Here is a 13,542-nt window from a genome sequence, read left to right on the forward strand (position 1 = left end):
TCATTCCCGCCACGGGCGGGCAGAAATGCGAGGGATCGTCCACAATGTCCAAAGATATCCTTTCGGTCATTCAGACCAATATGAGTACCTTTTCCAAGGGACAGAAGCTGATTGCCGGCTTTATCCTGGAATCCTATGACAAGGCCGCTTTCATGACTGCCAGCCGCCTGGGCAAGACGGTCAACGTCAGTGAGTCTACCGTGGTGCGCTTTGCCGCCGAACTGGGGTATGACGGTTATCCCGCTATGCAGAAGGCCCTGCAGGAGATGATCCGCAGCAAGCTCACCTCCATCCAGCGCATTGAGGTCTCCAACGACCGTATCGGCAATCAGGACATCCTGTCCATGGTCATGCAGTCGGATATGGATAAGATCCATATGACTCTGGAGGAGACCAACCGGGAGGACTTCGACCGGGCGGTAAGCGCCATTGTGGACGCCCGCCACATCTATATTCTGGGCGTGCGCTCCGCGGCGGCCCTGGCCAGCTTTCTGGGCTTCTACTTCAACCTGATTTTTGACAATGTCACCGTGGTACACGCCACCTCCACCAGTGAGGTATTCGAGCAGCTCTTGCGCATCGGTCCCAACGATGTCATTGTGGGCGTCAGCTTCCCGCGGTATTCCCGCCGGACGGTGAAGGCCATGCAGTTTGCCCACGACCGGGGGGCCGCCACCATCGCCCTCACCGACAGCGAAACCTCCCCCTTGGCTCCCATCTCCACCCTGACTCTGCTGGCCAAGAGCGATATGGCGTCCTTCGTGGACTCCCTGGTGGCTCCGCTGTCGCTGATCAACGCGCTGATTGTGGCCATCGGCCGCAAGAAAAACGACGACCTCTCCCAGACCTTTGAGACACTGGAGCAGATCTGGGATGAATACGAGGTCTATGAGAAAGTGGAAGAGATCACTTGAAGCATGTAATTGTCATCGGCGGCGGTGCGGCCGGCTGTATGGCCGCCGTCGCCGCCGCCCAAAAGGGTGCAGCCGTCACCCTGCTGGAGCGCAATCCCAAGCTGGGGCGCAAGCTCTACATCACCGGAAAGGGCCGCTGCAACGTGACCAACGACTGTGCGGCGCCGGAGGTGCTGCAGAATGTCCCACGCAACAGCCGGTTCCTCACCAGCGCCGTCACCCGCTTTCCCCCGGAGGCGGTGAAGGCGTTTTTTGAGGGCCTGGGAGTGCCGCTGAAAACAGAGCGGGGGAACCGGGTCTTTCCCTGCTCCGACAAAGCCGCCGACATCATCGACGCCCTGCTGTTGGCCCTGCGTCGGTCCGGGGTGCACATTGTGCAGGACCGGGCCCGCGCCCTGCGACGGGAGGGTGAGATCCTCACCGGCGTGGAGGGGGAGCGCGGCTTTTACCCCGGCGGGGCGGTGGTCATCGCCACCGGCGGGGTTTCCTATCCGCTGACCGGCTCCACCGGTGACGGATATGCCCTGGCTGTGGCGCTGGGCCACACCATTCTGCCGCCCAGAGGCAGCCTTGTGCCACTGGTGGCGGAGGGGGATGCCTGTGCAAAAATGCAGGGCCTGTCGCTGCGCAACGTGGCCATTCAGGTGCGCAACAGCAAAAAGAAGACCGTCTACGCCGGGCAGGGGGAGTTGCTGTTCACCCACTTTGGTCTGTCCGGGCCGCTGATTCTCAGCGCCAGCGCCCATATGCGGGACTTTGACACAGAGCACTACTACATCAATCTGGATTTGAAGCCCGCACTGGATGAGGAGAAGCTGGACCGCCGTCTGCTGCGGGACTTTGAGGAGAACGCCAACCGGGACTTTCACAATGTTCTGGAGGGCCTGGTACCCCGCCTGATGGTGCCGGTGCTGGTGGAGCGTACCGGCATCCCGGCGGCGGAGAAGGTTCATTCGGTGACGAAGGCCCAGCGCCGCCGTCTGCTGGAGGTCCTCAAGTGCCTGCGCATCGACATACAGGGGCCCCGCCCGGTGGAGGAGGCCATCGTCACATCAGGCGGGATAAAGGTATCCGAGATCAATCCCACCACTTTAGAATCCAAGAAGGCCCCCGGCGTCTATTTTGCCGGGGAGGTGCTGGACGTGGATGCCTATACCGGCGGCTTCAATCTGCAAATTGCCTGGTCCACCGGCCACGCCGCTGGAGAGGCCGCCGCACAAGACATAGGAGGAATCAACCCATGACAAAGCACAAGAGCATCGCCGTGGACGGCCCCTCCGGGGCGGGAAAGTCCACCCTGGCGAAGCTGCTGGCCCGCAGGCTGGGCTTTTTGTATGTGGATACCGGGGCCATCTATCGGACCGTAGGTCTGCGGGCCTACCGGGCCGGAGTGGACCCGGAGGACGAGGCGGCGGTGACCGCTCTGCTGGACGGCCTGGACATCGAGCTGAAGTATGGCGCGGACGGCCTGCAGCATATGTATCTGGACGGCGAGGATGTGACCGATGCCATCCGCCAGCATGTGATCTCCCGGTATACCTCCGGCGTGTCGGCCATCCCGGCGGTGCGGGCCTTTCTCCTGGAGCGTCAGCGGGACATGGCCCGGGAGCACGATGTGATCATGGACGGCCGGGACATCGGCACGGTGGTCCTCCCCGGCGCGGATGTAAAGATTTTCCTCACCGCCTCGCCAGAGGACCGGGCCCGCCGCCGCTTTGACGAGCTGCGGAAGCGGGGGCAGGAGGCGGACTATGACACCGTGCTCCGGGATATCATTCTCCGGGATGAGCACGACACCCGGCGCTCCGCCGCGCCGCTGCGGCAGGCGAAGGACGCCCTGCTGGTGGATACCACCGGAAATTCCCTGGACGAGAGCCTGGACGTCCTTCTGGAAACCATAAAGGAGCGTCTGAAGGCATGAAGAAGCGAAAGAAAAATGTCATTTACTGCATTGCCTATATGGTACTCTGGGTCGTGTTCCGTATCGTGATGCCCACACGGTGCATCAATAAACAGAACAGGCCCGAAGGGGGCGCGCTGCTGTGCGCCAACCACACCCGCACCAATGACCCACTGTTCATCGCCTATGCACTGGGGTGGCATTACCAGATCCACGTCATGGCCAAGGAGGAGATTATGCACTGGCCCTTCATCGGCTGGGTGCTGAAGCACGGCGGCATTTTCGGCGTCAAGCGGGGTAAGGCGGACGTGGCGGCTATCAAGACGGCGATGAAGTACCTGAAGGACGGTGAACTGCTGCTCATGTTCCCGGAGGGCACCCGCCACCAGGACGGCGAATTCGGCGATGCCAAGACCGGCGCGGCCATGCTGGCCCTGCGTACCGGCGTGCCCATCGTCCCCATCTATCTTCCTGCGGAGAAAAAGTGGTTCCGCTGGAATCCCGTCGTGTTCGGCGAGGCATACTATCCTAAGGCCCCCGAGGGGCGTAAGCCCACGCCGGAGGACTACCACGCGGTGGCCGATGATCTGATGGAGCGCATTGAGGCTTTGAAGCCTCAGGCTGGCCGGTGAGGCTGGAGCTGGCCCGCTCCGCCGGCTTCTGCTACGGAGTCCGCCGGGCGGTGCAGATGGCGGAGATGGCGGCGGAGGAGGGCCGGCCATGCGTCATGCTGGGGCCCATCATCCACAACCGGGACGTGATCGCCTATCTGGAGTCCATAGGGGTGGGCCTGGTGGACACCCCGGAGGAGGTTCCGCCTGGGACGGCGGTGCTTATCCGTTCCCACGGGGAGGGACGGCCCGTCCATGAGGCGCTGGCGCGCCTGGGCCGGCCGGTCATCGACGCCACCTGCCCCAATGTGTCCCGCATACACCAGATCGTCTCCCGCGCTGAGGAGGGGGGGCGGCAGGTGCTCATCATCGGCACCCGCACCCATCCGGAGGTGGCCGCCATCGCCGGCTGGTGCCGGCGGCCGGTGGTGCTGGAGGGGGCAGAGGAGCTGTCGAACTGGCTGGAAACCGCGCCGGAACGGCGGGACATACCTCTCACTATGGTCTCACAAACCACCTCCACCCGTTTTATTTGGGATTCCTGCGTAGAAAAAGCAAAAAAAGAGTGTACAAACTTAAAAATTTTTGATACAATATGTAATGCTACGTGTAAACGACAGTCTGAGGCCCAGGCGCTGGCCGCGCGCTCCGATGCTATGGTCGTCATCGGAGGGCGGGAGAGCTCCAATACCAAACGGCTGGCCGAGTTATGCGGGGCACTCTGTCCCATGGTCGTTTGGATCGAACGGGCGGCGGAGCTGGAACCTTCCAACCTGTGTCGGAAGGCTTCTATTGGAATCACTGCGGGCGCGTCCACGCCTGAGTGGATTATAAAGGAGGTCTATGACAAAATGAGCGACGAAAACATTGAGATCGAGGAATCCTTCGCTGAAATGCTGGAGAAGTCGATCAAAACTTTAAATACAGGGGAGAAGGTTACAGGCGTTGTCACTGGCATTACGCCTACTGAGATCTATGTGGATCTCGGCACCAAGCACGCCGGTTACATACCGGTGTCCGAACTGACCGACGACCCTACGGCCAAGGTTGAGGACCTGGTAAAGATCGGCGACGAGATTGAGACCTATGTCATGCGTGTGAACGACCAGGAGGGTGTGGTCACCCTCTCCAAGAAGCGCCTTGACACCGTGAAGAGCTGGGATGACATCGAGCAGGCCCGTGAGGAGCACACCACCGTTGAGGGTGTGGTCACCGAGGAGAACAAGGGCGGCGTCGTTGTGTCCATCAAGGGTGTGCGCGTCTTTGTGCCCGCCTCCCAGACCGGCCTGCCCCGGGAGACCCCGATGAGCCAGCTGCTCAAGCAGCATGTCCGCCTGCGCATCACCGAGGTCAACCGCGCCCGCCGCCGTGTGGTGGGCTCCATCCGCGCCGTTGAGGCCGAGGAGCGCGCCGCCAAGGCCGCCGAGGTGTGGGCCAACATTGAGGAGAACAAGCGCTATACCGGCACTGTGAAGAGCCTGACCTCTTACGGCGCTTTTGTGGATATCGGCGGCGTGGACGGTATGGTTCACATCTCTGAGCTGTCCTGGTCCCGCATCAAGCATCCCTCCGAGGTCGTCTCCGTGGGTGACACCGTGGAGGTCTATGTCATCTCCTTCGACAAGGAGAAGAAGAAGATCTCCCTGGGCATGAAGGACCGCTCCCAGAACCCCTGGGAGGTGTTCATCGGCAAGTATCAGCCCGGCGACGTGGCCAATGTCCGCGTAGTCAAGCTGATGACCTTCGGCGCCTTTGCCGAGGTTGTGCCCGGTGTGGACGGCCTGATCCACATCTCCCAGATCGCCGACCACCGCATCGACAAGCCCGGCGACGTGCTGAGCGAGGGCCAGATGGTGGATGTGAAGATCATCGATATCGACTACGACAATAAGAAGGTCTCCCTGTCCATCCGCGCCCTGCTGGAGGGCGGCGACGAGCCCGCTGAGTCCGAGGATGTCAACGAGGAGTAATCACATTCCTACAATGAAACCGTGCTGTTTCCGCTTGGAAACCGCACGGTTTTTTTCATTTTTACAAATAAGACACACAAAATGACTTGCAAAGGGTGAGAAATGCGTCTATAATACGATATGTAGGGTAAAAATGAAGTTATACGCATCGGAATGTTCTGCTGGGAGGTGGGAGCGTGTTTCAGGTTGGAGACAAGATTGTGCATCCAATGCACGGTGCCGGTATCATTGACAGCATCGTGCAGAAAAAAGTCAACGGCGTGGTAAGGGATTACTACATTCTCAAGCTGCCGGTGGGCGGCATGCTGGTCATGATCCCCACGGCAAACAGTGAGGAGATCGGTGTTCGCCCGGTGGTGAAGGGCGACGAGGCGGACCGGGTGATCGCGGCCATCCCGGACATCGAGGTGGACATGACCCCAAACTGGAACCGGCGCTACCGGGAGAATATGCTTCGCCTCAAGAGCGGGAATCTGCTGGAGGTGGCCCGTGTAGTCAAGGGCCTGATGCTCCGCGAGGAGGAGCGCGGCCTGTCCACCGGGGAGCGGAAGATGCTCCACTCGGCCAAGCAGATTTTGATCTCAGAGATTGTGCTCTCGCAGGATGCCAGTTATGAAGATGTTGAGGCGCGCATAAATACCGCCTTGGCCTAATACAGTCTGTAGGGGCGGTCCGCTGTGACCGCCCACCGGACCCCTGGAGGGAAACGGGGGAGGAGCCGAAACGGCTCTTTTTTTGTGGAGGAGGAATGGACATGGCCGGACTGCTTGGGCGGCTGTTCCGGCGGCAGCGGACACCGGAGCTCCGCTGTTCCGCCGTGGTCCCCGCGGCCGGGAGCTCCACCCGGATGGAGGGCCAGGACAAGCTGCTCCTTCCCCTGGAGGAGCAGCCCGTTTTGCTACATACCCTGCGGGCGCTGGAGCTGTGCCCCTATCTTGCCGAGATTATCGTGGTCACCCGGGAGGATCTGATCGTCCCCATTGGCCAGCTCTGCCGGGATGCCGGCTTGTCCAAGGTCCGCAAGGTGATAGTGGGTGGGGCTACCCGCACCCACTCGGTTCTGGCCGGGCTTGGGGAGCTCTCCTCCGGCGCGGAGTTGGTGGCCATCCACGACGGGGCCCGCCCCCTGGTCAGCCAGGAGGTGCTGGAGACGGTGATTCTCCGCGCCGCAGAGTGCGGCGCAGCCGCCCCGGCGGTGCCGGTGAAGGACACCGTAAAGCGAGCGCGGGACAGTCTGGTGGAGGTTACGCTGGAGCGTTCGGAGCTCTTTGCCGTGCAGACACCCCAGGTGTTCCAGGTGGATCTGATCAAGGCCGCCCTGGTCAAGGCCCTGGAGGACGGGGCCGCCCTGACCGACGACTGCGGAGCGGTGGAGCGGCTGGGCATCGGCGTATCCCTGACGCAGGGGGACTACTGCAATTTGAAAATCACCACCCCGGAGGATCTGGCGGTGGCGGAGGCGCTTTTCGCTTGGAGGGAGCAGCAGTGAGAATTGGACATGGATATGACGTACACCGCCTGGTGGAGGGCCGGCGGCTGATTCTGGGCGGGGTGGAGGTGCCCTTTGACAAGGGCCTGCTGGGTCACTCCGACGCGGATGTGCTCACCCACGCGGTGATGGACGCCCTGCTGGGCGCCTGCGCCCTTGGAGATATCGGGCACCTGTTCCCGGACAGCGACCCGGCCTACGCGGGGGCGGACAGCCTGCGGCTTCTGGACGAGGTGGTTTCCCGCCTCCGTCAGAGGGGATACCGGGTGGGCAATGTGGATGCCACCGTGCTGGCCCAGGCCCCAAAACTGGCCCCCTATCTGGAGCCAATGCGCCGGAATCTGGCCCGGCGGCTCCAGGTGCCGATGGACGCTGTCAGCGTCAAGGCCACCACAGAGGAGGGCCTTGGCTTTACCGGCACGGGAGACGGCATTGCCGCCCATGCCGTCTGCCTGGTGGAGAACCTTCTGTAACCGGCGAACCAGACGCTCCTCCGGTGCATACACTGCACTGAGAGGAGCGTTTCTATATGGTTTACTATCTCATTGTCTGCCGTTCCCTGACCTACGCCCAGCGGACGGCCTCCGCTCTGGAGCGGGCGGGCATTACGGCCCACATCCTCCGCTCGCCAAAGATGATTTCCGGGGAGGGGTGCAGCCACTCCGTCAAGGTTTCGGAACGCAATCTGGCCCCGGCGCTGCTGATTTTGGGCCGCGTCGGGCTGACGCCCAAGCGCATCTATATCATGTCCAGCGACGGCAGCTATAAAGAGGTTCTGCTATGATCTATCTTGACAGCGCGGCCACAACCTTACAAAAACCGCCCGCCGTGGCGCGGGCGGTTTCGTCCGCAGTGGGGCGCCTGGCAACCCCTGGCCGCGGCGGGCATGTTCCCGCCATGCGGGCGGCGGAGACCGCCTTTCTCTGCCGCCAGGCAGCGGCGGAGCTCTTTCAGGCGGAGAGCCCAGAACAGGTGGTGTTCACCTCCAACGCCACCCATGGGCTGAATCTCGCCATTCATTCCCTGTTGAAGCCCGGGGACGCCGTGGTGATCTCCGGCTATGAGCACAACGCCGTCACCCGACCACTCCACGCCCTTGGTGTCAATGTCCGGGTAGCTGCAGGTCCGCTCTTTGATCCGGAGGCTCAAGTCCGCGCATTTGAGCGCCAGCTGGACGAGACGGTGAGGGCCGTCATTTGCAACCATGTGTCCAACGTGTTCGGCTTCATCCTGCCGGTGGAGGGCATCGCGGCCCTGTGCCGGGAACGTGGAATTCCCTTTGTGCTGGACGCCTCCCAGTCGGCCGGGTGTCTGCCCGTCCACATGGGGGAGCTGGGCGCAGCCTTTGTCGCCATGCCGGGACACAAGGGACTTTACGGTCCCCAGGGCACCGGCCTGCTGCTCTGCGGGGCGGAGACCCACCCACTACTCATGGGCGGCACCGGAAGCGCCTCGGCGCTCCAGGCCATGCCCGATTTCCTGCCCGACCGCCTGGAGGCAGGCACCCACAACATGCCCGGCATTGCCGGCCTGCTGGAGGGACTTCGTTATGTTCAGACACAGGGGACGGAGCGTATTTTGACCCATGAGCGCCGCCTGATCCGCCAAGCGGCTGCCGGACTGTCCCGCATTCCCGGCGTGACTGTCTACGGGGATGGGGGAGCCGTCCAGGCCGGCGTGCTCTCCTTCCAGATAGACGGAATGGACTGTGAAGCGGTAGGCGAGGCCCTGGGCGCCAGAGGGATTGCCGTCCGTGCCGGCCTGCACTGCGCGCCGCTGGCCCATCAGTCGGCCGGGACGCTGGAGGCTGGGACAGTCCGCGCCAGCGTCTCCGCCTTCAATACCCCCCGGGAAGTCGAGCGCTTCACACAGGAGGTTGCGCGGCTGACCGCCGGGCAAAAATAGCCGCGTCTGCGGCTATTTTTTGTGTCTGCACACAGGGCCTGTTCACAGAAAATTGATTTCCCTTCTACTTGTCAACCGCCTGTGAATACAGTATAATAAATCAGTTAAAGGATATACATGTACTCTGCGGGAAGCAAGGATGCCGGCGCGGCCGGAAGCGGGAGACGAGGAAATGGAAGGCATTTTGTATTTGCTCCAGGAATTCAAGGGAAAGGTCGTCCTGTTTGGTATCTCTGATGTGGTTGATATCGCGATCATGGCCTTTCTTATCTATAAGGTGATTATGCTGATGCGCCGCACCAACTCCGGCGCGGTGGCCAAGGGCGTACTGCTGCTGCTGTTTGCCCTGGGTGTCTCCACCTTTTTCCACCTCAACACGGTCAGCTATCTGCTTCAGCAGCTCATGGTGTGGGGTGTGGTAGCCCTGGTGGTCATTTTCCAGCCTGAAATCCGCCGCTTTCTGGAGCAGATGGGCCGCACCAGCCTCGGGAAGGTGTTTACACCGGAGGAGGCACGCAACGAGCTGGATAGTGCCATCACTCAGACGGTGGATGCCTATATGTCCCTTTCCAAGAGCAAGACCGGCGCGCTGATGGTGTTTGAGCGGAAAAACATGCTAGATGACGCCATTAAGACCGGAACCGCGCTGGACTGTACGGTGAATGCCGAACTGCTGAAAAATATCTTCTGGAACAAGGCCCCGCTCCACGACGGCGCGGTGATTGTCCGCGCTGGACGGATTGTGGGCGCGGGCTGTATGCTTCCCATGTCGGGCAATGTAAATCTGTCGCGGGAGCTGGGCATGCGCCACCGGGCAGGCATCGGAGCAAGTGAGCACACGGACGCCGTGGTGGCTATTGTCTCGGAGGAGACCGGCTCCATCTCCGTGGCGGTGGGCGGCATGCTCAAGCGCCACCTGGCGCCGGAGACTCTGGAGCGCCTGCTCCGCAATGAGCTGCTTCCGGAACGGGAGAATGACGAGGCCGGGTCCAAATTCAAGCTGGGCAATCTGCTCCGCTTTGGAAAGGGGAAAAAGCAGGATGGGAACGAAAATTCTTAACAGCCGGTGGTTCTATGTGGTGCTCTCCATCCTGCTGGCGTTTCTCCTCTGGGTCTACGTCGGCAACGACCCCAACTCGGTGGACACCGGAACCCTGCGGAATGTCCGGGTGGTATTCAGTGGATTGGAAAAGCTTGAAGAGCGGGGACTGATGATCTCTGAGGGAGCAGAGCAGACGGTCAATTTGCAGCTGTCTGCCCGCGGCGAGGTGTGGAGCCGCCTGAACCAGGGAGATACCACTGTGGTGGTGGATGTCTCCGGTATTACCGAGCCAGGGGAGCAGAGTGTGGCTATTACCTCACGCAACATCAATTTTCCCCGCTCCATCACCATAATCGACTCCATTGATGTACGCTACACCAGCCCAAGTACCATCGACTTCACCGTTTCCCGCTGGAGCAGCAAGGAGATCCCGGTTCAAGGCACCTTTAACGGCAGCGTGGCCGAAGGCTTCCAACGCCGTGACTTCTCCTTCGCGCCGGATACCATTACCGTCAGCGGCCAGGAGGAGTTGGTCAGTCAGGTGGATCACGCCCAAGTCACCATCTCTCAGGAGGACATGAATTCCACCTACAGCGCCGACTGTAGCTATACCCTCATCGGCACCAACGGCCAGCCCATCGCCGCCGGCCTGGTGGAGACGGAACCGGAGACCGTGCTGGTTACCCTCCCGGTGGAGAAGATGAAGGAGGTGGAGCTGACCGTGGATCTCATTCCCGGCGGCGGAGCCACCGCAGATAATGTAACCGTAGACATTGAGCCCAGAACCCTGATGGTAGCGGGCAGCGCAGAGATCCTGGATCAGTTGGACCGCATCAGCCTGGGGGAGATTGACCTGTCCAAGGTATTTGGCACCCTGACACAGTCTATGGCGATCAATTTGGACCCATCCCTGACCAATGTCAGCGGCACTACAGAGGCCAAGGTAACCGTCACCGTGGAGGGCTTGGTCACTAAGACACTGGAGGCTGGAAATATTGAGATTATCAATAAGCCGAGCGGCTATGAGATCACACGCAACACCCAGTCCTGCACGGTTTTGATCCGCGGCACCCAGGAAGCTGTAGATGCGGTCACGGCCTCCCAAGTCCGGATTGTGGCCGATCTGTCCAACCTGGATCTGTCCACTGGAAGCCGGACAGTGCCGGTCAAGGTCTATCTGGATGGCAGCAGCGAGGTGGGCGTGGTCGGTGAGTACAACATTTCCATTTCGGTCTCAAGATCGTAGAAATCAGGTGAAAGTATGGTTCAAACAGCAAAGGTAACCCGCGTCCTGGCTGACGGCAGGGCGGAGGTGGCCGTCAAGCGTCAGTCTGCCTGCGGCCACGACTGCTCCAAATGCGGCGGAGGCTGCAGCGAACTAATGGTCAGCTCCACCGTAGCAGTGATTGCCGCCAATCCGGTCCGGGCCATGCCCGGCGACATGGTGACGGTGGAGTCCTCCACCAGCCGGGTACTGGGCGCGGCTGTGATCGTCTATCTGGTGCCCTTCCTGCTCTTTTTCGCCGGCTATTTCCTCTGTGCGGCTTTCCGGCTCTCTTCGGGAGTCAGCGCGGCCGTCGGGGTGGCCGGGTTCGCACTAGGGCTCCTGCTGGCCGTTCTGTGGGACCGCCGGGTGCGCAGGCAGCAGGCCATTTCCTTCTGCATTACCGCCATTGCGCCGGAGGCCTGATGTTCGGCTATGTGCGCCCCAACCGGGACGAGTTGAAAGTGCGGGAGCTGCGGGACTACGAGGCCCTCTACTGCGGACTCTGCCACGCATTGGGAAGGCGGCACGGCTTTTTCGCCCGGTTCTTTCTGAACTACGACTTTACCTTTCTCGCCATGCTCTTGGACGGCTCGAAGCCTACGGCGGAGCAGAAGCGCTGTCCGGCCCGCCTCTGGTGTCGGAAAAAGGGCTGCATCTGCGCCGGAAGCGTGGATGCGGCGGCGGACGCCGGAACCATCCTCAGCTATTGGAAGCTGCGGGACACGGTGGCGGACGGTCCCTTCTGGAAGGGAACTGCCGCCCGGGTTCTGTCCTTTCTGCTCCGACCCGGCTACCGCCGGGCGGCCCAGGCCCGGCCGGAGTTTGACCGGGCGGTGCGCAGTTGTCTGGAGGAGCTCCAGGCCCTGGAGCAGGAGGGCTCTCCCTCACTGGACCGGACGGCGGACACCTTTGCCCGCATCCTGGCGGCGGCCGCCCTTCCGGCGCAGTCCTCCGCCCGGACCCGCGCCCTGGAGCAGCTCCTCTACCATGTGGGGCGGTGGATTTACCTGGTGGACGCCTGGGACGATCTGGAGGAGGACGGACGCACCGGGTCCTACAACCCCATTGCCGCCCGTTTTCCAGAGCAGGTGGAGGCCAACCGGGATTATCTGCGCACCACCCTTCTCCACTCTCTGAACCTGGCCCGCTCCGCCTGTGCGCTCCTGGAGCTGGGCCACTGGCAGGGCGCCGTGGAGAATATCCTCTATCTGGGGCTGCCTATGGTGGAGGAGCTGGTCTTTACCGGCCGTTGGAAGGCCGTCAATCATCAAAACAGGAGAAGGATTTCATGACAGATCCGTACATTGTGCTGGGGGTCAAGCCCGACGCCAGCGACGAGGAGATCAAACGCGCCTACCGGGAGCTGGCCCGGAAATACCACCCGGACAACTATCAAAACAACCCCCTGGCCGATCTGGCCGAGGAGAAGATGAAGGAGATCAACGAGGCCTACGATACCATTACCAAGATGCGCAGCGGGGGAGGGGCCTCCGGCGGCTACCAGAGCCAGGGGGCCTACCGCGGCTCCTACCAGGGCGGCTATCAGCAGCAGTACTCCAGCGCCTCCTCAGGGAGCCTCTACAACCAGGTACGGCAGGCCATCAACATGGGCGACATCGGCCGGGCCGAGCAGCTCCTCCGCGGCGCTGCCAGCCAGGATGCCGAGTGGCACTTCCTCACCGGGTCCATCGCCTACCGCAAGGGCTGGCTGGACGAGGCCACCCAGCATTTCCAGATGGCCTGCAACATGGACCCGGCCAACGGGGAGTACCGGCAGGCGCTGATGATGATGCGCCAGGGTGGACAGGCCTACCGCCCCTACGGCTACGGCGGTGGGATCGACGACTGCGACTGCTGTACGGCCTGCCTGTGCATGAACATGTGCTGTGGGAACTGAGCCATGCGAAACCATACTGAAACGGGCGCAGGCCGGGTGGCCTTGGTGGGCGTGCTGGCCGCGCTGTCGCTGATCGCCCTCTACCTCTCCGCCGTCTCGCCCACGGCGCGGATGGGTATTGTAGCCATTGCCGGCCTCTTTCCTGCGGGGGCGGTGGTGTCGGCCGGGCTGAAGGCGGGGTTCTTCTGCTACGGCGCAGCAGGCCTGCTGGGCCTGCTGCTGGTGCCCGACAAGGCCAACGCCCTGCTCTACCTGCTCTTTTTCGGCCTCTGGCCCATGCTCAAGAGCCTGCTGGAGCGCATTCCCGCCCGGCCGCTGGAGTGGCTGTGCAAGCTGGCGGTATTCAACGCCGTTCTGACCCTGTTCTGGTTCGGTCTGCACAGCCTGTTTCTGCCCTTCCTGCCGGAGACGCTGCAAGCGCCTTGGATGGTCTATGCGGCGGGGAACGCAGCCTTTGTGATTTACGACGTGGGCTTCTCCAAGCTTATCTCCTTTTATGTGGCCCGGGTGGACAGTGTAGGTTTGTCAAACATATTGGACGGTGAAC

Annotated in this window: 16 protein-coding genes; all 16 read left to right on the forward strand. The window is 61.9% G+C overall.

Annotated features, from left to right (window positions below; translation table 11 throughout):
* Positions 1-44 precede the first annotated feature (44 nt).
* Positions 45-914, forward strand: a complete 870-nt coding sequence (locus HMPREF0372_RS02730) for a MurR/RpiR family transcriptional regulator (RefSeq protein ID WP_007488764.1) — start codon at positions 45-47, stop codon at positions 912-914.
* Entirely contained in the window at positions 911-2,158 is a 1,248-nt protein-coding gene (locus HMPREF0372_RS02735) for a BaiN/RdsA family NAD(P)/FAD-dependent oxidoreductase (protein WP_024724115.1), read from the forward strand. Before HMPREF0372_RS02730 ends, HMPREF0372_RS02735 begins: the two co-directional genes overlap by 4 nt.
* Positions 2,155-2,835, forward strand: a complete 681-nt coding sequence (gene cmk / locus HMPREF0372_RS02740) for a (d)CMP kinase (RefSeq protein ID WP_007488767.1) — start codon at positions 2,155-2,157, stop codon at positions 2,833-2,835. Before HMPREF0372_RS02735 ends, cmk begins: the two co-directional genes overlap by 4 nt.
* On the forward strand, positions 2,832-3,446 hold the full coding sequence (locus HMPREF0372_RS02745) for a lysophospholipid acyltransferase family protein (protein ID WP_007488769.1): 615 nt from the start codon (positions 2,832-2,834) through the stop codon (positions 3,444-3,446). The genes cmk and HMPREF0372_RS02745 overlap by 4 nt, the downstream gene beginning before the upstream one ends.
* On the forward strand, positions 3,443-5,395 hold the full coding sequence (locus tag HMPREF0372_RS02750; RefSeq protein WP_007488771.1) for a bifunctional 4-hydroxy-3-methylbut-2-enyl diphosphate reductase/30S ribosomal protein S1: 1,953 nt from the start codon (positions 3,443-3,445) through the stop codon (positions 5,393-5,395). Before HMPREF0372_RS02745 ends, HMPREF0372_RS02750 begins: the two co-directional genes overlap by 4 nt.
* 176 nt (positions 5,396-5,571) lie before the next feature.
* Positions 5,572-6,048 (forward strand): CarD family transcriptional regulator, encoded by a 477-nt coding sequence (locus HMPREF0372_RS02755; protein WP_009256892.1) that lies wholly within the window; start codon positions 5,572-5,574, stop codon positions 6,046-6,048.
* 101 nt (positions 6,049-6,149) lie between these two features.
* Positions 6,150-6,884 (forward strand): 2-C-methyl-D-erythritol 4-phosphate cytidylyltransferase, encoded by a 735-nt coding sequence (ispD, locus tag HMPREF0372_RS02760; protein WP_039996559.1) that lies wholly within the window; start codon positions 6,150-6,152, stop codon positions 6,882-6,884.
* Complete coding sequence (gene ispF / locus HMPREF0372_RS02765; protein ID WP_039996560.1) at positions 6,881-7,357, forward strand: 2-C-methyl-D-erythritol 2,4-cyclodiphosphate synthase; 477 nt, start codon at positions 6,881-6,883, stop codon at positions 7,355-7,357. The genes ispD and ispF overlap by 4 nt, the downstream gene beginning before the upstream one ends.
* Before the next feature lie 56 nt (positions 7,358-7,413).
* A complete protein-coding gene (locus HMPREF0372_RS02770) occupies positions 7,414-7,668 on the forward strand; it encodes a DUF3343 domain-containing protein (RefSeq protein ID WP_007488777.1) in 255 nt (84 codons plus the stop codon).
* Complete coding sequence (locus HMPREF0372_RS02775) at positions 7,665-8,789, forward strand: aminotransferase class V-fold PLP-dependent enzyme (protein WP_007488778.1); 1,125 nt, start codon at positions 7,665-7,667, stop codon at positions 8,787-8,789. The genes HMPREF0372_RS02770 and HMPREF0372_RS02775 overlap by 4 nt, the downstream gene beginning before the upstream one ends.
* A gap of 172 nt (positions 8,790-8,961) precedes the next feature.
* On the forward strand, positions 8,962-9,849 hold the full coding sequence (cdaA, locus tag HMPREF0372_RS02780; protein WP_039996562.1) for a diadenylate cyclase CdaA: 888 nt from the start codon (positions 8,962-8,964) through the stop codon (positions 9,847-9,849).
* Positions 9,830-11,077, forward strand: coding sequence for a CdaR family protein (locus tag HMPREF0372_RS02785; RefSeq protein WP_007488781.1), 1,248 nt, complete (start codon positions 9,830-9,832; stop codon positions 11,075-11,077). The genes cdaA and HMPREF0372_RS02785 overlap by 20 nt, the downstream gene beginning before the upstream one ends.
* A 15-nt stretch (positions 11,078-11,092) precedes the next feature.
* Complete coding sequence (locus HMPREF0372_RS02790; RefSeq protein ID WP_007488783.1) at positions 11,093-11,521, forward strand: SoxR reducing system RseC family protein; 429 nt, start codon at positions 11,093-11,095, stop codon at positions 11,519-11,521.
* Positions 11,521-12,390, forward strand: a complete 870-nt coding sequence (locus HMPREF0372_RS02795; protein WP_007488784.1) for a DUF5685 family protein — start codon at positions 11,521-11,523, stop codon at positions 12,388-12,390. The genes HMPREF0372_RS02790 and HMPREF0372_RS02795 overlap by 1 nt, the downstream gene beginning before the upstream one ends.
* Positions 12,387-12,995, forward strand: a complete 609-nt coding sequence (locus tag HMPREF0372_RS02800; RefSeq protein WP_007488785.1) for a J domain-containing protein — start codon at positions 12,387-12,389, stop codon at positions 12,993-12,995. Before HMPREF0372_RS02795 ends, HMPREF0372_RS02800 begins: the two co-directional genes overlap by 4 nt.
* 3 nt (positions 12,996-12,998) lie before the next feature.
* The coding region (locus HMPREF0372_RS02805) for a hypothetical protein (RefSeq protein ID WP_007488786.1) at positions 12,999-13,542 on the forward strand (544 nt) is incomplete at its 3' end.

The sequence above is a fragment of the Flavonifractor plautii ATCC 29863 genome (genome assembly GCF_000239295.1).
In the GTDB taxonomy this organism is placed as follows: Bacteria; Bacillota; Clostridia; order Oscillospirales; family Oscillospiraceae; genus Flavonifractor; species Flavonifractor plautii.

Excerpts from the sequence above, each read along its gene's own strand:
- HMPREF0372_RS02790 (WP_007488783.1), top strand. The coding sequence starts at position 11,093 with ATGGTTCAAACAGCAAAGGTAACCCGCGTCCTGGCTGACGGCAGGGCG.
- HMPREF0372_RS02800 (WP_007488785.1), top strand. The coding sequence starts at position 12,387 with ATGACAGATCCGTACATTGTGCTGGGGGTCAAGCCCGACGCCAGCGAC.
- HMPREF0372_RS02770 (WP_007488777.1), top strand. The coding sequence starts at position 7,414 with ATGGTTTACTATCTCATTGTCTGCCGTTCCCTGACCTACGCCCAGCGG.
- HMPREF0372_RS02785 (WP_007488781.1), top strand. The coding sequence starts at position 9,830 with ATGGGAACGAAAATTCTTAACAGCCGGTGGTTCTATGTGGTGCTCTCC.
- HMPREF0372_RS02730 (WP_007488764.1), top strand. The coding sequence starts at position 45 with ATGTCCAAAGATATCCTTTCGGTCATTCAGACCAATATGAGTACCTTT.
- cmk (WP_007488767.1), top strand. The coding sequence starts at position 2,155 with ATGACAAAGCACAAGAGCATCGCCGTGGACGGCCCCTCCGGGGCGGGA.
- HMPREF0372_RS02745 (WP_007488769.1), top strand. The coding sequence starts at position 2,832 with ATGAAGAAGCGAAAGAAAAATGTCATTTACTGCATTGCCTATATGGTA.
- HMPREF0372_RS02795 (WP_007488784.1), top strand. The coding sequence starts at position 11,521 with ATGTTCGGCTATGTGCGCCCCAACCGGGACGAGTTGAAAGTGCGGGAG.
- ispD (WP_039996559.1), top strand. The coding sequence starts at position 6,150 with ATGGCCGGACTGCTTGGGCGGCTGTTCCGGCGGCAGCGGACACCGGAG.
- cdaA (WP_039996562.1), top strand. The coding sequence starts at position 8,962 with ATGGAAGGCATTTTGTATTTGCTCCAGGAATTCAAGGGAAAGGTCGTC.
- HMPREF0372_RS02775 (WP_007488778.1), top strand. The coding sequence starts at position 7,665 with ATGATCTATCTTGACAGCGCGGCCACAACCTTACAAAAACCGCCCGCC.